Source organism: Bacillus aerolatus (assembly GCF_009183655.1).
Taxonomy (GTDB): domain Bacteria; phylum Bacillota; class Bacilli; order Bacillales; family Domibacillaceae; genus Pseudobacillus; species Pseudobacillus aerolatus.
Genome location: NZ_WEIO01000002.1, coordinates 463,089 through 486,232, shown reverse-complemented (window position 1 = coordinate 486,232; position 23,144 = coordinate 463,089). Strand labels below are relative to the sequence as shown.

Below are 23,144 nucleotides of genomic sequence, written 5' to 3'. Positions count from 1 at the left end.
TTGCTGAATGATATTGTCATTTTGCCTTTATAACGTTAGAGTAACTCATTCTAAATATTCCGTCAATTTGAACGAAGCTTTATATAACAAAAACCTACTTTTCTTATTAAAAAGTAGGTTCGTGATCCGAATAATCTTGTTTCAGCAAATGAAAGATGATCTCTGTTTCGTTTTTTGCCGTGTACCCGTGCTGCTGTAATCGAGCACCTGCTTCCGCAAGTGTTCCAGTAAAAAGAAAGATGCCATTTTTTAAGACTCCTATTCTCGTACATAATTGAGTGATTTCATTTATATCATGTGTAATATAAATGATCGTTTTGCCGTCACGGGCCAGCTTTTGTATTAATTCGTTAATTTCGAATTTAGATTGAAGGTCAATACCGACTGTCGGCTCATCTAACAACAAAATTTCCGGATCATGAATTAATGAAACTGCCAAGTTAAGCTTTCTTTTCATTCCGCCTGACAAACGGGACACTTTTTCATCCCATTTGCCGTGAAGCTGTACAGCCTGGCACAAGTTCTCTAACTGTTCTTCGCTTTTCTTCCGCTTCACCATTTTACCCCAAAATAACATGTTTTCTTTAACCGTCATCTCTTCCCAAAGAGCAATATCTTGCGGCACATAGCCAATCAATGGCCGAACGGCTTTTGTTTCTTCCGTTATATCTTTTCCTTTCATTATGACCTTGCCGGCTGAAGGTGAAGACACGGTCGCCAATATGGAAAGAAGAGTAGACTTCCCTGCTCCGTTCGGCCCGAGCAATCCAAAAATCTCACCTTTGTCCACATGTAAATTCACCGGGCCGAGCCGTTTCTTTTTTCGATAAAATTTTTCTAAGCGGCTGATGTTAATCATATTCTCTCCCTGCCTTCCAAACAATCAATGGCCAACTGATCAGTACGACGGCGGCCATTGCAAATACACTTTCCCAAACAAGCGGATCCGTTAACCTATCTTTGTTCTCTGCGGCGGCCAATGCTGTCTGCGGAAACATTTCACTCAGTTTTTGTATAAAGGAAAATAGCTCTCCTGCCGGGAAAAAGCTGCCTCCGAAAAGTGCAAACAGCAGCGCTGTACTCAGCGCGGTTAAATAAAAAGGACCTGCATGTGTATGAAATACAGCAAGCAGCAAACCAATGACTGTTGAAAAAAGAACAAAAACAGCCATTACGGAGAATACAACGATCCCACCATTAATGACATTCAAATAACGAAAAACTACGAAAGCAAAGCCCGCCTGAATCAATTGAATTATTAAGTGGGCTGCTGCACATTGACTTAAATAAGCTGGCAGCCCAATGCTGCTCGCGCGAATTCGCGGAAATATGGTCCACCGCTCCTTCACTGCCCAGTCTGAGAAAATGAAGCAAGACAGCATCGTGAAAAAACTCCACAATCCGAGGTACGGTGAAAATAATAAAGTTGCTTTTTCTTTGTTTGTGTCCTGCCTTTTGTCTGATCCAATCTTATATTGAATCGTCATTAACGGCTCTGGCTGCCATTGATCCATCGTATAATCATATGCCTGCTGCCAAATCTCACTTCTTTCTCCTTGGTCTTCATACTTTTGCTTATACAGAGAGACGACCTTATTCGCTGCTTTTGCTGCACTCGTCTGCTTAATGATTTCACTGGCTGCTATTTCGCGTACGATGCCTGCTGCGACGGAAGACGGCGAAGTCCAAAGTTCTATTAATCCGTCTCTTTTCCCTTTCCGAAGCTCGGTTTGAAAATGTTTTTTTATGATAAATACACTGTCCACTTCACCTTGAAGCAGCTGTTTTTTTGCCGCTGAAGCCGGCATTTCTTTTACTGTCAGCCCTGTCTGACTTTTTAATCCTTGAATGACTGCATCAGAAGTACTTGACTGGTCTTCATCTACAATGACAATCGGGATGGTTAATTCGGTCTGCTGTTTTGTAAATAACATACCAAACCCGACAGAGGCCGCAATGGGCATAAGAAATAAGAGCCACGTTACAGGTTTACGCATGAGCTGCTTCCATTTTTCATAATAGATGCCCACTTGTTTTCCTCCTTTCATGCACCCGTCTATGCAAAACAGCAGCAGTGATCAAAATAAATGAACAAGCGGCGCATAATAAAAGCAAGGAAAGGTGAAAGAAAGGCTGGTCCTGGCCAGGATAGAAAAGGAGCAGCATATACTCAAGCACCCAGGAGTTGATTGTAAAGCTGCTCAATCGTTCCAACCAATCCGGAAAATAAACGGCCGGGACAATATGGCCTCCGGTTGCAGCTCCCAGCAAAAGAAATGTGACACCTGCGAACAAATAAATTTTTTCATTCGCCAGCAAAGCATCTGCCATCACAAAAAAACTAGTAAATAGAAAGACCGTTACAGTAAGCCCAACTGCGAAGTGTCCTGCTTCGATATGAAGACTAACGATTCCACTGACAATCAACATACTTGCTAAAACGATACTGCTGACGAGCACGGTAAGCAATACAAATATGACTTTTGAACAAGCGGCATGATAAGGAGAAAAACCTGCAGACAGCAGCCTAAGAGAGAGAGCTTTATTTATTTTATTATTCAAAAGAAAAAGAGCCGTAAAGCTCCAAATCATCATCATTAATGCCAAAAAAGAAACAGCATAGTATTGCCATAAATGGACTTGATAAGGGGCTGCTTGTTTCTTCTCTTCAAAGATGCTTCCTCTTCCTAATATGTGAAAGGAAAAAGAAACGACGTCTTTTTTAAACTCTTTTTTTCTTTCTTTTTGAGAAAAATCCATTCCCTTCATAAAATAACTGACTGTATTGATCCCGCTTTGAGCAGCTGATGTAAAGTCAGCGGCACTTTCCATTACTTGCCGGGTGAGTTCAGCTTGCAGGGGCCGCTTTTCGTTTCCAATGACTGTCACCGGTGTGTTGACTCCTCTAGCGACATCTTTGCTGAAGCCGTTCGGAATAAAGATAACTGCAGCAATTTTATTTTCTTCTAAAAGCCGTTTAGCCCCTTTTTCGTCCGCTTCGATTGTTCGAATCACTGAAGTTAAATGCTCTCCCTCTGTCAGTTGCCTGATGACGAGCTTTGTTTCAAAAGCGGGGTCTTCATTAACAATAGCGAGCTGAAAAGGGTCGACAAACCGCTCTTTTTTTAACGCCTCGCTCCCAATCAAACCGAGAATGAATAAAAAGAAAATAGGAGACAGCCATAAAAGCATGGCTGTTATCCTATTTTTCCAGAGTAGCTTTACGTTAAAAAAAGTAAAAGCAAAGATTGTTTTCATACATGTCACCGGTTAAAAAACCGCTTCTTCATTTTCTGACAGTTCATGATTAAACATTTCTTCAGCAGCAGGATCTTCCTTATATAAATCTTCCGAATGAGAATCCTCGGCGTATGGGTCCTCCATAGGAGCATTCCCGAGCAAGCCGAACCTGCTCATGAGACTCATTACGTTTAAGCCAACCTCCTGCTGAATTTGTGCCATTTGCTCGTCAGTTATTTCGTTAACATTCAAACTGCCGGCACTATCTTTGCTAAATGATGGAATGCTGATTTTGTCTACGATTTTAGACTTCGTATCCATAATAAAAGAGAATGTACCGCCATTCACTTCATCATCAACAGTAACTTCTACATCCAGCTTTTCATTTGAGTAATTTTTATCAACATTTGTGTCCTGCACTTGCTTAATTTTCCCGCTGATTTCGGCTGGTGTACTATTAGAAGCAATTGTGTTTGTTTTCAATGCAAAAGTCCGGTTAATGTTTTGCTTGCTTCCTGATTCCCCATCAAACTTCGATGTCATGTTAAAATTGACTACTTCTTCTTTTTCGCCATTCGTCGACCCTTGAACGGAGATTTTCATTTCTTCCGTTCGTTTGTCTTTTTCACCTTTTATATCGTTCGATACATGGAACGCGATTTTCTCTTTAGCCTTATCTTCAGGCGCGGCTTCGAAGGTAAACTCTTTTATTTGCTTTTCATCGCCGTAAGGAACATTCTTTGTATTCATTAAAAGTTTCACCGTGTCCGAAGATGGGTTAGCCACAGTCATTTTCACCGTTCTGTCAATCACTTGTTCTTTGCTGTCGATTAACAATTCTGAACGGAAGCCATCTTTAAATTCTACTTGCTGTAAATTTTCTTTTGCTTCTTTTAAGCTATTTACGATTTCCGCTTTCATTTCATCACGAGCAGGAATCTCTCCATTTACTTCAGTTACAGCTCCGGTTTTTGCTAGTTTTTCCGCTCGGACCGCTAGCATGTTATGAAGCTTTTTATCTTTAATTAATCGATCCATATAATTATTCATTAAACTTTTTGTTTCTTTTGGCGAAAGTGTAAGCGTTACTTTTCTCAGCTTCATGCTTTCACCTTTAATTTTATAGTCTACTCCCTTTTCCAGCTCAAAGTTTTCATCTTTCAGCTGCTCCAGCAAAAAGGCACCGTAGCGCTCTTTCAAATATTGTTTTTCTTCTTCCTTCAGCTCAAGGTCTTTCCATTCCACTGTTGAAAGCTCCAGCTTTTCAGGACCTGCATATAATGGATCCATCTTTCTCATAAAATCGCCGTATTCATCCACATTCAAATAAAAGAACTTAGAATAAAGAAGAGGAACCTTGGCGCCAACTTGTTTATCTGTATGAACAACTTCCATATCGAGCGCTTTTTCACCTTCAAGATTCAAGGCAATGTTATAATTCCCGGCGTTTTTCTTTGGGTCTTGTTCAGCCTTTGCTGTAATGGTTGCATTTTTAAGCATCTCCATCATCATTGCCGCATTTGGATCATTTTGTAAACTATCCATTTCCAGATCAGCACTGAACGTTACATTGGAAGTAGATGGCTGTTCCATCACCTTTTTTGAAAACTCAAATGACTCTCCATATTTTTCGTCAAATTCTGCTTTCGTTTGCTGATAAGTTTTATATTCCGACAATAAATAAAGCTCTTTCGGTGATTTGTTCATTAAAAAAGCAGCGGTTGCTCCTCCTCCAAGCAGCAAGACAAAAAGAACAATCATCCATGGCAGTTTGCTCTTAGATTTTTTAAGCGGTTGCTCCTGCCTGTTCACTCCATCAGCTTCTAGCGCAGCCGAAGATTCTTGTCTCGATGCTTGCTCAGCTGCTGTATGTGCCCCGCAAGAAGGACAAAATTTCGTCTCTTGACTGAGCGATTTACCGCAATTAAAACAATTCTTCATTCAATCTCTCCCCTTTTCTTTTCAGCACAGCGTATGGCTTCTTCCTTAGCATAAGCAAGCGAAAAGGCATTTACCATACATTCGACAAAAAAAGACAAAAACACTTATCCCTTTTGCCAAATTGAAGTCTGTTATTCTTTTATATAGCTGTTGTCAGTAAAATAGAACAAAGAAAAGCCGCTTCAGCGTGTTGAAGCGGCTTTTCCGATCAGCTATCTAACCTAACAGCTGCTGGTACAGCTTTTTTGCGTCTGCCGTGTTCTTTGTGCCATGTATGAGCATCCGGCCATCTTGAAAAAGTACAATTCTCTTTCCGGAAACAATAGCAGAAAGCAAAAAACCGTTTGTCTTTACTTTCGTTCCGTGCTGTTCCATCGTTAAAGCCAGCTGTGACAAGTTAAATGCTCTTTCTTCCGACGGTCTCACTTGTACCGTGTCTCTTCCACAAAGAACAGCTGTCCTCGTCCGATTGGCTTCGGACAAGTAAGGATGACTTGCTTCTTTTCCACATGACGGACAGCTTGCTTTCTTTAAAGAAGCTATTTTGATGGAGGAATAAGTGTTTTTCCATAAATCAAATGAAACGAGTTCTCTGCTCACTTCTTCCCATCTGCCAGCAAGAATTTTCAGCGCTTCCGCTCCTTGAATCGCTGTTGTCATTTGCACTGCTGGTGCGATAATGCCTGCTGTGTCGCACGTCATTCCTTCGGCCGGGAGCACATCAAGCAGACATGCCAAACATGGAGTTTCCCCTGGGACAATGACACAGCTAATTCCCTGGCTGCCGACACAAGCGCCATAAATCCACGGAACATTATATTTTTGTGACAAATCATTAATTAAAAATCTCGTTTCAAAATTATCTGTCCCGTCAAGCAGTAAATCCGGCAAATGAGCATTCATTAAAGCAGAAAGTTCTTCCGGTCCTCCATCTGCCGTAACTGCTGATATAAAAACATCCGAATTAATTTCCTCAAGCCGCTTCTTCGCTGCTTCAGCTTTAGGAAGGCGTTCTTGTGCATCTTGTTCTTTATAGAGCTGCTGACGCTGCAAGTTTGTCCAGTCCACATAGTCGCGGTCGATGATCGTCAGCCGTCCGATTCCCGCCCGGACAAGCATTTCCGCCAAAGCAGAACCGAGTGCACCAGCTCCTACAAGGAGCACGTGTTTATTGGCAAAAGGCTGCTTTTCTTTTAAAAACAGTTCCTGCCTCGAATAACGGTTATGCATCACCTTGCTCCTTTCTTATCCGCCGCCGACAAATTGGACAATTTCAATGCGGTCGCCATCTTTCACATTCGTTGAGGCCAGCTCATCTTTTGGCACAATCTGTCCATTCGCTTCAACAATCACCGATTTTCCTTGAAGGGAATATTCTGCAAGCAAGTTGATCAACGTTGGTTCTGATAAAGCTACTTGCTCGTGTTTACCGTTAATAACTATATTCATTTTGATGACTTTCCTCCTTTTTTATTGCGTTTCGATAACGGGCGGCCATATCTGCAGGCTCTTCACTTCCAAAAACCCCTGACATCACAGCGATTCCAGCTGCACCAGCTGCCATCACTTCTTTAATATGGTGAGGGAGGATGCCGCCGATCGCAATGACGGGCACTTGTGAAGATTGTGCCGCTGTACTCAGTTCACACATCCCAATCGGTTTCCTGCCGAATTTGGAAGCGGTTGCGAACACGTGGCCTAATATGGCCCAATCTGCTCCCGCTTTTTCCATGTCAACTGCCGCTTTAGCTGTGTGAATGGAACAGCCGACTTTCTTGTTGGCAGCAAAAGGCCTTATAATCTCCGGTGATAAGCTGCTTTCTGTCAGCTGCACGCCGCCGGCACCCGATGCAAGCGCTACATCAAGCCGGTCGTTCACGATGATTTTTTGAGGCGGCACGCCGGCATTAATCCATGTTTCTACCCATTTGAACAATTCTTTAGCGCTGCGATGTTTCTCTCTAATATGAATAAAATCGACAAACGGGTAAATGGCGGAAGCAGCCTCAGACGCTTGCTCCAGCTCTTGTTTCCCGGTTGTGATTGCGTGCATTTGAAAAGACATTTTCTCCCTCCAAGTCCGCCAAAATGTCCCAGTCTTTTGAAATTGGCTGATAACCGAGCTGTTTTAATCTGTTTTTCACTTCATCTACTGTGCGGGTATCAGAAATTTCAAATTGACTATTATCTTCTTTTTTGTTTGCGTATCCGCCAACAACTGTGGAAGAGGCTGCAGACATTTTTGTTACACCGAGTTTAATCAGGTGATCCCTGAATTCCGCTTCTTCACGAGTAGACAGCGTAATGCCTGCGCGCGGCATAAAAAGACGGAAGGCAAGCATCGCTTGAACAAGTTCTTTGTTATTCACATCGAACCTTGGTGAGAACCCGCCAAGATTCGGGCGAATGCGTGGAAATGAAACGGCTATGTCTGTTTCAATATACTTTTTTTGTAAATACTCGGCATGCAAAGCAGTAAAAAACACTTCTTTTCTCCAATCATCCAGCCCTAACAGCGCTCCAATGTTTACAGAGCGCATGCCGGCCTTGCAGCCGCGCTCAGGAGCATCCAGCCGATACCGATAATTTCGTTTCGGTCCCTTCACATGAAGCTCCTTATAAATTTCTTCATTGTATACTTCATGAAAAACCGTCAACCCATCTACTCCAGCCGCTACAAGTTGTGCGTATTCTTCCGTTTCGAGCGGCTGAACTTCTATAGAAATAGAAGCCGCATGTTTTTTTAATATGTTAGCGCTTTCTGCCAAGTACTCAACAGATGAATGAATCTTGGATTCTCCGGTCAGTAGAATAACATGCTGAATCCCCATATCTTTCAGCGCTTTTGCTTCCTGGTCAATTTCAAGCGGGTTCAGCTTTCTGCGCGGAAAATCATTATCAAAGCTGAAACTGCAATAAGTGCATTTATTAACGCAGTAGTCTGTTAAATAAAGCGGAGCAAATAAAACAATGACTTTTCCGAAATTTTGTAAGGTAAGCCGATGAGCTTTTTGTGCCATTTCTTCTAACCGCTCCCCCGCAGCAGGTGACAGCAGGGCGAGTAAATCTTTTTCATCCAGACTCGTTTTCAATAGCGCCCGATCGACATCCTTTACAGTAAAACTTGCAAATATCTCTTCATACGGTTCATTTTTTATTTTTAAATACGTATCGTAAAAGCTCAAGAAGATCCCCCCTAATTAATTAACTCAAAAATCCGGTCAGCGGTGAAGAAGCATGCGCTCTTTGTGACACCGGCCCGAGTCCTGCTAAGTATGCCTTTCTTCCAGATTTAACGGCCAAGTCAAACGCTTCAGCCATACCGACCGGATCTTCCGCTGTCGCAATCGCTGTGTTGACGAGAACCGCATCTGCCCCCATCTCCATCGCTTCAGCTGCTTCAGACGGTTTGCCGATTCCGGCATCTACAATGATAGGTACTGTTTTTTCTTCTATTAAAATACGGATCATTTCTTTCATCCGGATACCTCTATTTGAACCAATTGGTGAACCGAGAGGCATAACTGCTGCAGCACCGGCATCAACCATTTTTTTCGCCGCCATCAAATCTGGGTTCATATAGGGCAGGACGACAAAGCCTTCGTTTGCGAGTATATCAGTGGCGCGTATCGTTTCTTCATTATCAGGCAGCAAGTACTTTTGATCAGAGATGACTTCAATTTTAATCCAATTTCCCATTCCCGCTGCTCGGGCAAGTCTCGCAATTCTGACAGCTTCCTCCGCATTTCTTGCACCGGACGTATTAGGCATAATAATCATATTAGGTGGAATATCCTCTAAAATATTTTCATGTCCCGCTTCTAAGTCCACCCTTCTGACAGCCACCGTGACTACTTCTGAACCCGAATGGGCAAATGCCTGCTTCATCATCGAATGGTCCGCAAATTTTCCTGTGCCCGTAAAGAGCCTGTTCGTCAATTTCGTTTCACCAATCATTAATTCATCCATTCTATTTCCTCCTTTTTCGACGAAAAAAGCCTGCCACAACGGCAGGCTTTTTTTATGTATACTAAAAAACATAAAAATCGGCTTTCCTCCGTTGGTATTAACCAAATCAGGTTCGAGGGTTGGACGACTTGCATCCTCTCAGCCTTAACGGCACCCCTAGCTATGTTCCTTATTCAATTAAGTCTATTATACTCTGAATTTTCAAAATTGTTAAGCCTTTTATTTAGATTTTAATAAATCTCTGATTTCTGTTAACAACTCTTCTTCTTTTGAAAGAGAAGGCGGCGCTTCTTCTTCTACTTTTTCCTGGTGATACAATTTATTGAACAATCTTATAAAAAGAAAAATCGAAAAAGAAATAATTAAAAAATCAACAATCGACTGCAAAAACTTCCCGTACTCAACGACTGCTCCTTCAAATTGAAACGCTAAGTTTGAAAGATCAACACCTCCAACGAGCAAACCAATCAATGGCATGATCATATCATCGACAAGGGAAGTAACGATTTTGCCGAAAGCTGCCCCGATAATGACCCCGACAGCCAAGTCAATTACATTCCCGCGCATGGCAAATTTCTTGAATTCTTGTAACAAATTAATCGTTCCTTTCAACGGATCTTTTTCTACTATTAAAAATTCATCCATCATAAATTCAATGCGCTGCAGTTCGGATAAATGATATCACTGTATTTATTGCCGCTGCTTCTACAATTGAACGAAATCTTTTATCGTAGTCAATGGATTCCGGATTTCATGTTTAAAATTTTATCAAATTTTATAAGAAAAAAATAGATTGTTTCCTACTTGCTTTAGACACACATTAAATATTTTGTTTGAATTTTGCACATAGTGCATTTTTTATAAAATAACCTTTATATTTTTTTATAAGAATCACCCCTTAAAGCAGTGTTTTTACCATCTGCTTTAAGGGGTGCAATTCACATTTACGTCATGGTTTTTATTACTTTTCCGTTTCCGGCTTGCGTTCCCAGCAGTCCGTATCCCCGATTCCTTCAATCGAATCAGCATAAAAGACAGGATCTTTGCCCGCCTTCCGCTGCTGACGATAATCACGGAGCGCTGCCATAGCTATTTTATAAAGCATGGCAATCGCAATTAAGTTAATAAAGGCCATAATCGCCATAAATAAATCGGCAAGATCCCAGACGAGGCTGATTTTCGCCACAGAACCAAAATACACCATTGCGATAACTGCAAGACGATAAATAAAGAGTGCCACTGATGATTCTTTAATAAACTCAATGTTTGTTTCCCCATAGTAATAGTTACCGATAACTGAACTGAAAGCAAAAAGGAAAATAGCCACAGCGAGAAAAATCGTCGCCCAGTCACCAATATGAACAGAAAGAGCTGATTGAGTCAAATTGATGGAGGAGGCATCCTCCCGTAAATATTCACCGGATAATAAGATAATAAAGGCAGTCGCGGAGCAGACTAAAATAGTATCCACGAAAACACCAAGCGTCTGAATTAATCCTTGTTTGACAGGATGGCTGACAGAAGCGGTTGCAGCTGCGTTCGGAGCCGAACCCATACCGGCTTCATTTGAAAACAGACCGCGTTTTACCCCGTTTAGCACAGCAGCACCGAGCGTTCCACCGAGAGCCTCCTCCATGCCAAAAGCACTTTTGACGATCAGCATGAACATAGCAGGGATTTCCGTTAAGTTCATTAATAATACAATACCGGCCACGATTAAATAGATGATGGCCATTACCGGAACAAGCACTTGCGTGACCTGGGCGATTCTTTTGAGACCGCCAAAAATAATAAAGGCGGTTAAAACTGCGAGAACGAGACCCATTAAAGGTTTTGAAACATTGAACCCTTCGTTCATCGCAATGGAAATCGTATTAGATTGAACGGCGTTAAATACGAGGCCGAAACAAAAAGTGATCGTAATGGCAAAGATAATCCCCATCCACCTTTTATTCAAACCTCTTTCCATATAGTAAGCGGGTCCTCCACGAAAATTATCATTGTCCTTCACTTTATATATTTGGGCTAAAGTACTTTCAACAAAACTGGATGCGGCGCCAATAAACGCAATCACCCACATCCAAAAGACAGCTCCCGGACCACCAGCGGCAATTGCTGTTGCCACACCGGCTAAGTTTCCTGTTCCGATACGAGAAGCGGCACTGATCGTGAAAGCCTGAAAGGAAGAAATGCCACGCTTGCCACTGGTAGAAATAGTTGATTTTTCAAGGATGACCCGAAACATTTCTTTAAATAAACGAAACTGGACAAAATTTGTTTTTATAGAAAAAAACAATCCAAGCCCGATTAACAGTGCAATCATGAGATACGTATACAAATAGTCATTTATTGTTAATATGTACTGGTCAATAGTTTCCATCCACTCCATAAAATACGCTCCTTCAAAATTAATTAATAAAAATAATTCTGTTTTACTCTATCAAAAGAATTGCATGCAATCAACTGACAAGAATAAACCTTTCAAACATTCCCCCTGCTTTTTTTGTGTAAAGACAAAAAGAGAAGCTGGCCAAAAAGTCCAGCTTCTCCCTTTACTCTTCCGGTGTTATCAGCTTCCAGACAGCCGTTATCCGCCCGCTTTCTTTTTCATCGATAACAAATGCTCCGTTGGAATAACGATCACTTCGTTTTAATTTAGAGAAATCAAACGATTCTATTTTTCCTTTTTCTGTTTGCAGCACTACTTGTTCTCCTGGATCAATTAATTTCAGAGCAGCGACACGATGAGGATTTGCTTTTAATTCCCGAAGCATAATAACGCCTCTTGCCGCACGTGATAACGGCTCAAATTCGGTCGATTTCATTTTTTTCACTGCTCCGCGCTGCGTGACGAGCAGTAAATCTTTTTCTTCTTCAGGTCCCCACACTTCAAGGCTCACTAAGGAATCACCTTCTTTTAAATTAATTCCTTTTACACCAGCCGCTCGCGGCCCGACTACACTCACTTCTTCTTCGGAAAATAATAATCCGTAACCAAAGGCAGTCGCCAGGAATAGTTGATTTTTGCCGTTCGTTATATGGACGCCGGCCACTTCATCGTCTGCTTTTAATTTAATGGCAGTAAGCGCTCTTGAATAGCGCTGTACTTTGTAGGAAGCGAGTTCGGTGCGCTTAATCATCCCATTTTTCGTCGCAAATAAGAGATAGTGCGGTTCTTGAAAATCTTTAACGGCAAAGGTGGTGATCACCGATTCGTCTTTTTCAAGGGTAACAAGACTCGCCAAGTGCTGGCCAAGATCTTTCCAGCGGATATCGGGCAGCTCATGAACTGGTAAATACAAATAATTCCCCTTATTTGTGAATACAAGCAAGACATCCGTTGTGTTGATCTCTTCCTTGTAGAGAAGCCGGTCGGTCTCTTTCATGGCCAAGTCCTTTCCGCCGGATGCGGAATAAGAGCGCAGGCTCGTCCGTTTAATGTACCCATCTTTTGTGACAGTAACGATCACTTCTTCGTTCGGAATCAACACTTCAAGGTTCACTTTTATTTCTTCAATTTCTTTTTCTATGACTGTCCGTCTTGCATCATTATATTTTTTCTTAACGTCTTTTAATTCTTTTTTTATAACTCCTGTTAATTTTTTTTCACTCGCCAAAATGGCGGTCAACTGTTCAATTTCAGCCGCCAACTCTTCCGCTTCTTTTTGCAGAGCAGTAATGTCGGTGTTCGTCAGCCTGTATAATTGTAGACTGACAATCGCTTCTGCCTGTGCTTCTGTAAAATCGAAAGCAGCCATCAAGTTGTTTTTGGCATCACGCTTATCTTTTGACGCTCGAATCGCAGCGATGACTTCATCAAGTATCGACAGCGCCTTCATCAGCCCTTCGACGATATGCTGGCGGGCTTTCGCTTTCGATAGTTCATATTCGGACCGTTTTGTTACGACTTCTTTTTGATGGCTTATGTAAGCATCAAGAAGCGCCTGCAAGCCCATGAGTACCGGCCGCTGGTTGTGGATCGCGACCATGTTGAAGTTATAACTGATTTGCAAATCGCTCGCTTTGTATAAATAATTTAAAATTCCTTTCGCATCGCCGTCTTTTTTTAATTCAATCACGATACGAAGGCCGGTACGATCGGTTTCATCTCTTACTTCCGCAATTCCTTCCACTTTCCGATCAAGCCTGAAATCATCTATTTTTTTCACGAGATTCGCTTTATTGACATCATAGGGGATTTCTGTAATGACAATTTGCTTCTTTCCTCCCCTGATTTCTTCTATGTCAGCTTTGCCGCGCACAATGATTTTTCCTTTTCCCGTCTTATAAGCTTTTTCAATGCCGTCAACGCCTTGAATAATCCCTCCTGTCGGAAAATCCGGACCTTTGATGACTGTCATCAATTCCTCCACCGTACATTCAGGCCGATCCATTTTCATAATAACGGCATCAATCACTTCACCGAGCTGATGCGGAGGAATTTCAGTAGCATACCCTGCCGAGATCCCCGTTGAGCCATTGACTAGTAAGCTCGGAAAGCGTGCCGGCAAAACAGTCGGCTCTTCAGTCGTATCATCAAAATTCGGGATAAAGTCGACCGTTCGTTTATCAATATCTTTTAATAACTCTCCGGAAATAGCTGACAGCCTTGCTTCTGTGTAACGCATGGCAGCCGGCGGATCACCGTCAACAGAGCCGTTGTTGCCGTGCATTTCCACGAGCAGCTGGCGAAGCTTCCACTCCTGGCTCATCCGCACCATCGCATCATAAACCGATGAATCGCCATGCGGGTGAAAGTTCCCGATGACATTCCCGACCGTTTTCGCTGATTTCCGAAAGCCTTTTTCGTGCGTGTTACCTTCCGCATACATCGCATATAAAATCCGGCGCTGGACCGGCTTTAACCCATCGCGGGCATCAGGGAGCGCCCGTTCTTGAATAATATATTTACTGTAGCGCCCGAACCGGTCGCCGAGCACATCTTCAAGCGGTAAATCCTGAAAAACTTCTTTTTGCATCTAGTTATTCCTCCTCGCCGACTGAAAGATTTTCATTTTCTAAAATATTGCTGTCATCTTCCAGTCCGAAAGCCACATTCGATTCAATCCATTTCCGGCGCGGCTCGACTTTATCGCCCATCAAAGTAGTTACGCGGCGCTCCGCCCGGGCAGCATCATCGATGAGCACACGGATCAGCGTTCTGGAATCAGGGTTCATCGTCGTTTCCCACAGCTGGTCCGCATTCATTTCACCGAGCCCTTTATAACGCTGAAGCATGCAGCCTTTTCCTACTTTTTTCATCGTTTCTGCCAGTTCGTCATCTGTCCAGGCATATTCGACTTTCTCTTTTTTCCCGCTGCCTTTGCTGACTTTATAAAGCGGCGGCAGCGCAATATATACTTTTCCTGCTTCAATCAACGGCTTCATATAACGATAAAAGAAGGTAAGCAGCAGTACTTGAATATGGGCGCCGTCCGTATCCGCATCGGTCATGATAATGATTTTTTCATAGTTGGCATCATCGACATTAAAATCAGGGCCAACGCCTGCACCAATGGCATGAATAATCGTATTAATTTCTTCATTTTTAAAAATATCGGCTAATTTTGCTTTTTCGGTATTAATAACTTTCCCCCGAAGCGGCAGAACCGCTTGAAAACGCCGATCGCGTCCTTGTTTGGCCGAGCCGCCGGCTGAATCTCCTTCTACTAAATACAATTCATTTTTTTGTGGGTTGCGCGACTGGGCAGGGGTAAGCTTTCCGGAAAGAATACCGTCATTCCGTTTGCGCTTTTTACCGTTGCGGGCATCTTCGCGGGCTTTTCTTGCTGCTTCTCTCGCCTGAGCGGCTTTAACGGCTTTTTTAATTAACAGCGAACTAATATCGGGGTTTTCCTCTAAGAAATAAGAGAGCTGAGCAGAAACCACACTATCTACTGCCGAACGGGCTTCACTCGTGCCAAGTTTCCCTTTTGTCTGCCCTTCAAACTGCAGCAGTTCTTCCGGAATGCGCACAGAGACGATGGCCGCCAGTCCTTCACGAATGTCGGTCCCTTCCAGGTTCTTATCTTTCTCTTTCAGCAAGTTCACTTTGCGGGCATATTCATTAAACACTCTCGTCATCGCTGTGCGGGCACCGGCCTCGTGCGTGCCGCCGTCCTTCGTTCGGACGTTATTAACGAAAGACAAAATCGTTTCAGAATAACCGTCATTAAACTGAAAAGCGAAGTCCACTTCAATCCCGTTTTGTTCCCCCGCAAAGGAAGCGACCTGATGCAAAGTGTCTTTCTCGCCGTTTAAATATTTGACAAATTCTTCAATGCCTTTTTCATAATAAAACACTTCTTCTATTTTTTGGCGTTCGTCTTTTAAACTAATTTTCATGCCTTTCAATAAAAAGGCAGATTCTCTTAACCGTTCGCTGAGCGTGTCAAAATTATAATTAATCGTACTAAAAATCGAATCATCCGGCTTAAAGTGAATAGTTGTGCCTGTTTTCTTCGTTGTTCCAATTTTTTCAAGCGTCGTTACTGGAATACCACCCTGTTCAAACCGCTGTTCATAAATAAAACCATCACGGTGAATGGTAACGGTGAGCCATTCAGATAAAGCATTAACGACAGAAGCACCGACGCCATGCAGACCGCCGCTCGTTTTATACCCGCCCTGGCCGAACTTCCCGCCGGCGTGAAGCACAGTTAAAATGACTTCGGTCGTCGGTTTGCCCATTTTATGCATGCCCGTTGGCATCCCACGGCCGAAATCCTGTACGCTGACCGACTGATCTTTATGGATGATAATTTTTATTTCCTCACCATGGCCTGCAAGCGCTTCATCGACTGAGTTATCCACTATTTCATAAACTAAATGATGCAGCCCCCTCGTGTCAGTGGAGCCAATATACATTCCCGGCCGTTTTCTGACCGCTTCCAATCCTTCAAGGACTTGAATGGCATCATCGTTATATTCAAAAATTGCTTCTTTTTTTGCCACTAAAAATTCCCCTTTCAGCCTTCCTCAAAAAACAAACAGACGTTCGCATAATTCATTATATCATAAAAATAACAAGTCTTCACCATTTCGCTAGAAGATCGCCGTTATTTAAGCTATTGATTGCAACCGTTTTTCCTCTGCCTTATTGTATGGGCAGAAAACAATTTATGCAAATACAATAAGGCAAAAAAACAAGCGGGGAAAGATGCCGCTTGTTTTGTCAATCTATGTTATTTTGTTAAAGCGTGCTCCACTTTGATGCAGCGGTCCATAATGACCGTTTTGCCTTTTTCTTTTAAAAAGCGGTACGCTTCTTCATTGGCTACACCGAGCTGCGCCCAAAAAATATCACAATTTATTTCAGCAAATTCCCTGGCGATTTCCGGCAAATACTCGGAGCGGCGAAAAACATTGACAATATCGACCGGCTCCTGAATGTCTTTGAGTGATGCGACCGCTTTTTCTCCGAGCACTTCATCAACAACAGGATTTACCGGGATAATTTTATAACCTGCCTGCTGCATCGCTTCCGAAACCATATAGCTCGTCCGGTTCGGATTATCACTAAGTCCTATTACGGCAATCGTTTTGGAATTTTTTAAAAGCTGCCCCATCTCTTCTCTTGTAGGGTTGTTAATCATGCAACATCCTCCTCTGTGCTTTGTAATATTACTTCGACTTTTACATCTGTATATCCTTCTATATCATCTTCTTTTCCTTTCGTTGAGTCAGTAAAACAAATTGTTCAACGGCGATGGCTGTTACTGTGCCGAAAATTAAGCCGTTATTTAAAACAGCAGTAACTGCCACTGGGAAATGAGCAAAAGCAGCAGAAGGCACAAACATAGCACCGACCCCTGTGAGCAAAGCTACACCTACGACGAGCCGTGAAGTATCTTTGTCTTTTACTTTATCCAGTTCTGCAAAAGCGAATCCGGCCATTTTTGAAAAAATAACAAAAATGACTGCATACCCTACTGGAGCCGGCAACGAAGCAAGAAGATTCATGGCGGGCGGGCAAATGCTTAGCAATATAATGAATAGCGACCCTCCTAAAAACGGTTTGATGGACGCATTACCTGTTTGCGCGACAAGGCCCGCCGCCCCTGAAATCGGTACAGAACCAATCGCCGCAAAGATCCCTCCAATCATTTGATTGAGACCTGCAGCAACTCCAGCTGCCTGGTGACGCCCTTCTTTTGTTGTCCCGGTTACTTGGCTGATCACTTCTTCCATCACTCGAATAGATGCGATCATATTAGCTGTTAACAACAGGGTGATAAAACCGGCCGTTACAATCGTTGCCATATCGAATATGGGAGGCCCAAACTCAAACAAGCCTGGGAAACTAAAAAAGCTGTCTCCTGACACCGGCAAAGCCGGCGCTTCGCCGATTATTTTAAAGAAGAGCCAACCAAACGCTAATGAAATGATCACGGAATATTGCCGGACCCATTCTTGTCGATGCGCAGAAAAGTAAAAAGCTGCTATCAGCACAGCGAGACTGCCACCCAAAACAACCGGCTGGATCACTTCGCTTTTTTCAGTCAATCCGAGCATTCCATTCATAAATGATCCGCTCAGCTGCAAGATTAACAGAAGCAAATAAATAAATGTCACAGTCGGCGTAAAAAGCTTGGCAAGACGGTTCAAAAAGCCAAATACGACTAATAAGATAAAGAAAATACCTGAGACGATCATTCCACCTTCAAGACTTTGCAGTGCTTGTTCGGTTGATGAGTAAATTGTGCCGGCAAAGCCCGCATAAATAGCAAACACTCCCCACCAGATTCCCGCCGGCCCTTCGTTAATAGGCAATCGGTGACCAATTAAAGCCTGGATAACACCGGAGAGTCCAAGCACGAACATCGTCCGCTGCACGAACAGCGCCGTATCAGCTGCCGAAAAACCAAACAGACCGGCAATCGCAATTGGGGCGACAAGTGAACTAGCCAATATAAAAGCCATCCATTGAACGGAACTAAAAAACAATTTCATCAGTTCCCCTCCTTCTTTTAAGAGGTCAATCCTTTTTTCCATTTATACAGCGTACGCCAATTTTTTCATTCAAGCAACGGAAAAGTCTCCTCTTCTCCCTGCGTGCATGGTAAAATAAGAATCAGCATTCGGATGCTGTCATACATATTAATAAAGATGAGTTAAAGGGGCAAAGGTATGATTATTGCATTTATTATTTTATTAGCTTATTTAATCGGGTCGATCCCTTCCGGCTTAATTGTTGGCAAAGTATTTTTTGGGATTGATATTCGTGAACATGGCAGCGGAAACCTTGGTGCTACTAACTCTTTTCGCACACTCGGAGTAAAAGCAGGAATCGTCGTTACGCTCGCAGATATTTTGAAAGGAACAGCTGCAACACTGCTGCCTATATGGCTCGGTTCGGAGCTGGAGCTTCACCTGCTTATTGCCGGGATGACAGCCGTTGTCGGCCACATGTTTCCGATATTTGCTGGATTCAAAGGAGGAAAAGCGGTGGCAACTTCAGGCGGCGTATTGCTCGCTTTTCAGCCGGTTATGTTCATTGTTCTCTTGCTGACTTTTTTTATAGCGCTCTATCTCTCCAAATACGTGTCTTTATCATCCATTATTGTTGCTGTAACGGCTGTAACCTATTCCATTATTCTTGGCGACGTACCGCTTATTATCGTCGTTTGCATTTTAGCTTTTTTTGTCATCTATCGGCATCGCGCTAATATTTCCCGAATTAAAAACAAGACAGAACCTAAAATTAAGTGGATGTAAGCAGCTGTTGAGCGGTTGAACTGCACGTCGAGCGTCTGCTTTTGTCATTTTCCCTTTACATGATACACTGGGAAAAAGTCGAGGTGAATTAGGCATGAACATTCAATTAGAACCGAAAGCTCTCTCATGGTTTAAAGACGAAATGGATGTGAGTCCTGGCCATTTCGTGCGGTTTTACGTGCGTTACGGCGGTTCCAGCCCTTTGCATCAAGGGTTTTCTCTCGGAGTGAATAAAGAGGAACCTATTGACATCGGAGCGAAAAACGAAAGCGACGGAGCTGTTTATTTTGTTGAACAAAATGACCTTTGGTTCTTTGATGGCCATGATTTGCTCGTGAAATACAACGAAAAATTGGACGAGCCAGAATATGAGTATGTAAAACATCCCTCATAAAAAGCGAAAAGGCTGCGCCTTTTCGCTTTTTATAATTGAAATCGCTCAATATGGCTGTACAGCCCTTCTTTTGTTAAAATTTCTTTTTGGCGATCACCAAGTAAATCAAAGTGTGAGTAACCACCTGTTCTGCAGTCGATCCACTCTTTTCGAAGACCATATTCCGCTCCCCATCCCGCGAGCTTTTTTAAATCCCGGCAGCCCACTTTTGTGACTGTATGACAATGCGGAAATCTTTCATCAAGCCAGTAATGAGTTAAAAAGGCGATGTTTCCAGCGTCGATTTGCCGCTTCCACTCTGCCAGTTCTTCTTTCTTTATGCCAAATGCCATTGCTTTCTCCTGCCTGCATTAAGCTTGTTTCTTATTTTCTTCATATACTTTATGCCATTCGGGGAAAATCCGTTTCATCGAAACCGGCCGAAACGTTTCTTTTTTCACAATCGTATGAGAAGTCGTCCCTGTCAAACAAACTTCCCCTTCTTTATTTTTAATTTTATAGCCATATACAGTGCGCACCCCGTTATATTCCTCAATCCACGTATACACCCATGCTATATCCCCGTAGCGAAACGGCTTTTTATAAGAAAGCTGAATGTCTAACACAGGAGCTACATATCCTTCGTTCTCCATTGCAGCATAATTAAATCCAAGATCTTCAATTAACTGCGTGCGGCCAAGCTCGAGCCAAACAACATAATTTCCATGATACACAACCTGCATCGCATCCGTTTCTGCATAACGTACTTGCACTTCTTTTTCTGATATGAACATCTATCCGATCTCCCTTATTTCTTTTTGGGGAAGCCCTCCACCCTGATTTATTCAGTATAGCCTAGGCCACCAACAAAATAAAGCGTGTTTACCCACTCCAAACAATTGGGTAACACTAATAAATAGATATTAATACAGGAGGGTTCTCTTTGATTGAATATATCCAAGATAACAAGCAAGAAATGATTGATTTTTTGGAAACACTCGTCAATACAGACAGCAATTCTTATGATAAAAAAGGCGTCGATCAAGTAGGCGCCTTATTAAAAGATAAATTCGAAGAAATTGGCATGTTTGTGAAAGTGCATCGGCAAACTAAAGAAGGCAACCATCTTGAAATTAAAGCAGACCGGGATTGTGCCCCCAAAATTTTGATTATTGCCCATATGGATACCGTATTTCCAAAGGGAGAAGCAGAAAAGCGGCCTTTTTCCATTATCGGGGATAAAGCATACGGACCAGGTGTAAATGATGAAAAAGCGAGCCATGTACAAGTACTCTACGCCATGAAAGCATTAAAAGAAAGCGGATCACCCGCTATTAACAACGTTCATATTATTTTTAACAGCGATGAAGAGATCGGGTCTGTTTCATCAAAAGCATTAATTGAAGAAGCATCTGCCAATAAGGATTACAGTCTAGTTGTCGAATGTGGCCGGCCTAATGACGGTGTCGTCACCGAAAGAAAAGGTGTCGGCCGTTTTAAAATGAATGTCAAAGGGAAAAGCGCCCATTCAGGCGTGGAGCCGGAGATTGGAATCAGTGCGATTGAAGAGCTGGCTCATAAAGTCATTCGTCTGCAGCAACTGAATGATTATGATCAAGGGTTGACTGTGAATGTCGGATTGATAAATGGAGGTACTTCCGTTAACACAGTTGCCCCCAAAGCAGAAGCGCAAATTGATGTCCGCGTAAAAAATAAAGATCAGGCGATGAACATTACTAAATCGATTAATGAAATAGCGGCTGATGAAACAGTTGCCGGTACACAGACAGAATTATCTGGTAACATGGGCCGGCCGCCAATGGAAAGGACAGCTGAATCGGAAGAATTATTTAAAATTGTCCAGGCAACAGGAAAAGAACTTGGTTTCGATATTAAAGAAGTCAGTACAGGCGGAGGTTCAGATGCAGCTTATACCGCCATTAAAGGCATACCAACAATTGACGGAATAGGTCCTATTGGGGAATTTTCACATAGTGAAACAGATGAGTACACAGATTTAAATTCTCTCGTTGACCGTACAGTTTTGCTTGCAAAAACAATTGAACGATTATCTGATTAATTCTAATAACTCGAGGTGCAGGATATGGATATAAGAAACATGTTGAAAAACCAGAAAAAAGAAGACGGACAGCAGCGCGCCTGGGGGGATTACGGCATGGCAGCCAGCGCCACGGAGGAAGCTTCAACAATTGGCGCAGACGTCCTAAAATCGGGCGGCAATGCCATGGATGCATTGGCGGCCATGCAGTTTGCCCTTGCTGTCTCTGAACCTTTTAATACGGGCCTTGGCTCAAGTGGATTTATTATTTATTACGATGCAAAAAAACAAGAAACAAAAGTGATTCAAGGTCACTCGAAAGCGCCAAAAAACGCCCGGAAAAATGTGTTTGTCGATGAAAATCAAGATATCATTCCGTTTTTTGAACGGTCTACCCCCGGTACTGCAGTAGCAATACCTGGAACCTTAAAAGCTTTCGATAAGGCGATAAAGACTTATGGAAGCAAGACGTGGGCAGATGCAATTGAACCCGCTATCAGCTTGTCTGAAAAAGGCGTAAAAGTAAATAAAACATGGAAATCAGGGCTTGAACGGTTTGGGAATCGGCTTGGAGAGGAAGGCAAAGCTTTTTTCTTTCCCGACGATGTGCCTTTAACTGAGGGCGAAATAGTAGTTAATGATGATTTAACGAACGCTTTAAAAGAGCTGCAAAAAAACGGAGCAGACTCTTTTTACGGCGGTGCTATCGGTAAAGCGATTATTAAAGAGGTACAGAAATTTGAAGGCTGTTTAGATTTGGAGGATCTCGCTGCCTATGAAGCAGAAGTAAAGCCACCGCTTCAAGCGACTTACAAGGGGTTAGATATTGTTGTACCCGCCCCGCCAAATGGCGGCGGTTTCTCTCTTCTTTATATGTTGAAGCTGCTTGAACGGTTGAATATCGGCCAGTACGATATTCATTCTTGGGAAAAATATTATTTAATCGCTGAAACGCTGCGGATCATGACAGCCGACAAGTTAGCTTTTATGAGTGATCCTGATTTTTACGATATTCCAATTGAAGGTTTGCTTAGCCCCGAATATCTGGATGAGCGGGTTAAATTGTACAACTTCAAATTTCGCAATGATGAAATTACTGCCGGTAATCCATGGCAATTTGATGAAGGCAAGCAGCCAAGCGGCTTAAAAGCGCAGTCATTTGAAATTGGTTCAGAAACAACTCACTTTATTGCCGTTGATAAAGACGGAAATATCGCAGCTTGCACATCTTCTTTGGAACATACTTTTGGTTCAGGTATTATGGTTCCAGGCTATGGCTTTTTATTAAATAATGATATGACTGATTTTGATCCGTCCCCTGGCGGCGTTAACAGTGTAGAGCCGAACAAATATCCTGTTAGTATGAAAACACCGACGATGATTTTTAAAGACGGACAGCCATTATTGACTCTAGGTTCACCGGGTGGTCCGACGATCGTAGCGTCTGTGCTGCAAACGATCATTCATGTGATTGATTATGAAATGGACTTAAAAGATGCAATAGAGGAACCTCGCATTTTTAATGGAACTGGACCGTTAATCTGGTGGGAAGAAGGATTGCCTGATGAAGCAAAACGTGTATTGGAAAAGATGAACTTTCAATTTGATGAAATCGCTCTTCCTATGGGCAACGTTCAGGCCGTACTATTTGATTATCAAGCCAATCAGCTGTATGGAGCAAGTGACTCCTCCAGACCCGGTATTCCGGTGGGCGTCAACAAAGTGGAAAATTAATTAAAATAAAAAAGCTGTTTCCATCTGTCTGATTGTCTGTTTTAGTTTAAAACAGACCAAAAGGATTGGAACAGCTCTTTTTATGTATGACCAATGATTCATTGGTCTTCG

General features: G+C 42.6%; 21 protein-coding genes and 1 riboswitch. Of the genes, 4 read left to right on the top strand and 17 right to left on the bottom strand.

The annotated features are described in order from the left end of the window. Nucleotides 1–106: 106 nt before the first annotated feature. The 15 genes from F9802_RS05940 to F9802_RS05870 all read right to left on the bottom strand — a co-directional run bounded on the left by F9802_RS05940 (nucleotide 107) and on the right by F9802_RS05870 (nucleotide 18,102). Nucleotides 107–859, bottom strand: a complete 753-nt coding sequence (locus F9802_RS05940; RefSeq protein WP_152150223.1) for an ABC transporter ATP-binding protein — start codon at nucleotides 857–859, stop codon at nucleotides 107–109. Further along, nucleotides 852–2,030: an ABC transporter permease gene (locus F9802_RS05935; RefSeq protein WP_191991770.1), complete on the bottom strand. Its 1,179-nt coding sequence runs from the start codon at nucleotides 2,028–2,030 to the stop codon at nucleotides 852–854. Before F9802_RS05935 ends, F9802_RS05940 begins: the two co-directional genes overlap by 8 nt. Beyond that, the gene (locus F9802_RS05930; protein ID WP_191991769.1) at nucleotides 2,014–3,192 is read right to left on the bottom strand and encodes an ABC transporter permease; all 1,179 of its coding nucleotides are present in this window, start codon (nucleotides 3,190–3,192) and stop codon (nucleotides 2,014–2,016) included. The genes F9802_RS05935 and F9802_RS05930 overlap by 17 nt, the downstream gene beginning before the upstream one ends. 78 nt (nucleotides 3,193–3,270) lie before the next feature. Then, the gene (locus F9802_RS05925) at nucleotides 3,271–5,181 is read right to left on the bottom strand and encodes a zinc ribbon domain-containing protein (protein ID WP_152150220.1); all 1,911 of its coding nucleotides are present in this window, start codon (nucleotides 5,179–5,181) and stop codon (nucleotides 3,271–3,273) included. Nucleotides 5,182–5,397: 216 nt separating this feature from the next. Beyond that, nucleotides 5,398–6,411, bottom strand: a complete 1,014-nt coding sequence (locus tag F9802_RS05920; RefSeq protein ID WP_152150219.1) for a ThiF family adenylyltransferase — start codon at nucleotides 6,409–6,411, stop codon at nucleotides 5,398–5,400. 15 nt (nucleotides 6,412–6,426) lie between these two features. After that, a complete protein-coding gene (gene thiS / locus F9802_RS05915) occupies nucleotides 6,427–6,630 on the bottom strand; it encodes a sulfur carrier protein ThiS (RefSeq protein ID WP_152150218.1) in 204 nt (67 codons plus the stop codon). Beyond that, entirely contained in the window at nucleotides 6,614–7,246 is a 633-nt protein-coding gene (locus F9802_RS05910; RefSeq protein ID WP_152150217.1) for a thiamine phosphate synthase, read from the bottom strand. The genes thiS and F9802_RS05910 overlap by 17 nt, the downstream gene beginning before the upstream one ends. Next, nucleotides 7,188–8,366 carry a 2-iminoacetate synthase ThiH gene (gene thiH / locus F9802_RS05905; RefSeq protein WP_152150216.1) on the bottom strand — a complete coding sequence of 393 codons (1,179 nt, stop codon included), beginning with the start codon at nucleotides 8,364–8,366 and terminating at the stop codon, nucleotides 7,188–7,190. The genes F9802_RS05910 and thiH overlap by 59 nt, the downstream gene beginning before the upstream one ends. A 19-nt stretch (nucleotides 8,367–8,385) precedes the next feature. Beyond that, complete coding sequence (locus tag F9802_RS05900) at nucleotides 8,386–9,150, bottom strand: thiazole synthase (protein ID WP_152150215.1); 765 nt, start codon at nucleotides 9,148–9,150, stop codon at nucleotides 8,386–8,388. A 66-nt stretch (nucleotides 9,151–9,216) separates the two neighbouring features. After that, a riboswitch (TPP riboswitch) is annotated at nucleotides 9,217–9,318 on the bottom strand. A gap of 51 nt (nucleotides 9,319–9,369) precedes the next feature. Next, entirely contained in the window at nucleotides 9,370–9,744 is a 375-nt protein-coding gene (mscL, locus tag F9802_RS05895; protein ID WP_152150303.1) for a large conductance mechanosensitive channel protein MscL, read from the bottom strand. Between the two features lie 367 nt (nucleotides 9,745–10,111). Next, nucleotides 10,112–11,530 (bottom strand): alanine/glycine:cation symporter family protein, encoded by a 1,419-nt coding sequence (locus tag F9802_RS05890; protein WP_152150302.1) that lies wholly within the window; start codon nucleotides 11,528–11,530, stop codon nucleotides 10,112–10,114. Nucleotides 11,531–11,702: 172 nt separating this feature from the next. Beyond that, complete coding sequence (gene parC, locus F9802_RS05885; RefSeq protein ID WP_152150214.1) at nucleotides 11,703–14,129, bottom strand: DNA topoisomerase IV subunit A; 2,427 nt, start codon at nucleotides 14,127–14,129, stop codon at nucleotides 11,703–11,705. A gap of 4 nt (nucleotides 14,130–14,133) precedes the next feature. Then, nucleotides 14,134–16,086, bottom strand: a complete 1,953-nt coding sequence (gene parE, locus F9802_RS05880) for a DNA topoisomerase IV subunit B (RefSeq protein WP_404799145.1) — start codon at nucleotides 16,084–16,086, stop codon at nucleotides 14,134–14,136. Between the two features lie 248 nt (nucleotides 16,087–16,334). Next, on the bottom strand, nucleotides 16,335–16,745 hold the full coding sequence (locus tag F9802_RS05875; protein WP_152150212.1) for a CoA-binding protein: 411 nt from the start codon (nucleotides 16,743–16,745) through the stop codon (nucleotides 16,335–16,337). Nucleotides 16,746–16,803: 58 nt separating this feature from the next. Continuing rightward, nucleotides 16,804–18,102, bottom strand: coding sequence for a purine/pyrimidine permease (locus F9802_RS05870; protein WP_152150211.1), 1,299 nt, complete (start codon nucleotides 18,100–18,102; stop codon nucleotides 16,804–16,806). Nucleotides 18,103–18,279: 177 nt separating this feature from the next. Between F9802_RS05870 and plsY the strand changes: the two genes are divergently transcribed. Beyond that, nucleotides 18,280–18,867, top strand: a complete 588-nt coding sequence (gene plsY / locus F9802_RS05865; RefSeq protein WP_152150210.1) for a glycerol-3-phosphate 1-O-acyltransferase PlsY — start codon at nucleotides 18,280–18,282, stop codon at nucleotides 18,865–18,867. A 94-nt stretch (nucleotides 18,868–18,961) separates the two neighbouring features. After that, nucleotides 18,962–19,261: a HesB/YadR/YfhF family protein gene (locus F9802_RS05860; protein ID WP_152150209.1), complete on the top strand. Its 300-nt coding sequence runs from the start codon at nucleotides 18,962–18,964 to the stop codon at nucleotides 19,259–19,261. Between the two features lie 29 nt (nucleotides 19,262–19,290). Here the strand turns inward: F9802_RS05860 and F9802_RS05855 are convergent, their stop codons facing one another. After that, nucleotides 19,291–19,593 (bottom strand): hypothetical protein, encoded by a 303-nt coding sequence (locus F9802_RS05855; RefSeq protein ID WP_152150208.1) that lies wholly within the window; start codon nucleotides 19,591–19,593, stop codon nucleotides 19,291–19,293. A gap of 18 nt (nucleotides 19,594–19,611) precedes the next feature. After that, nucleotides 19,612–20,034, bottom strand: coding sequence for an acyl-CoA thioesterase (locus F9802_RS05850; protein WP_152150207.1), 423 nt, complete (start codon nucleotides 20,032–20,034; stop codon nucleotides 19,612–19,614). 149 nt (nucleotides 20,035–20,183) lie between these two features. On the opposite strand from F9802_RS05850, the gene F9802_RS05845 reads away from it, so the two are divergent. Together F9802_RS05845 and ggt are read left to right on the top strand one after the other, a co-directional pair. Then, nucleotides 20,184–21,320: a M20 family metallopeptidase gene (locus tag F9802_RS05845; RefSeq protein ID WP_152150206.1), complete on the top strand. Its 1,137-nt coding sequence runs from the start codon at nucleotides 20,184–20,186 to the stop codon at nucleotides 21,318–21,320. 24 nt (nucleotides 21,321–21,344) lie between these two features. Continuing rightward, nucleotides 21,345–23,033: a gamma-glutamyltransferase gene (gene ggt, locus F9802_RS05840; RefSeq protein ID WP_152150205.1), complete on the top strand. Its 1,689-nt coding sequence runs from the start codon at nucleotides 21,345–21,347 to the stop codon at nucleotides 23,031–23,033. Nucleotides 23,034–23,144: the final 111 nt, after the last annotated feature.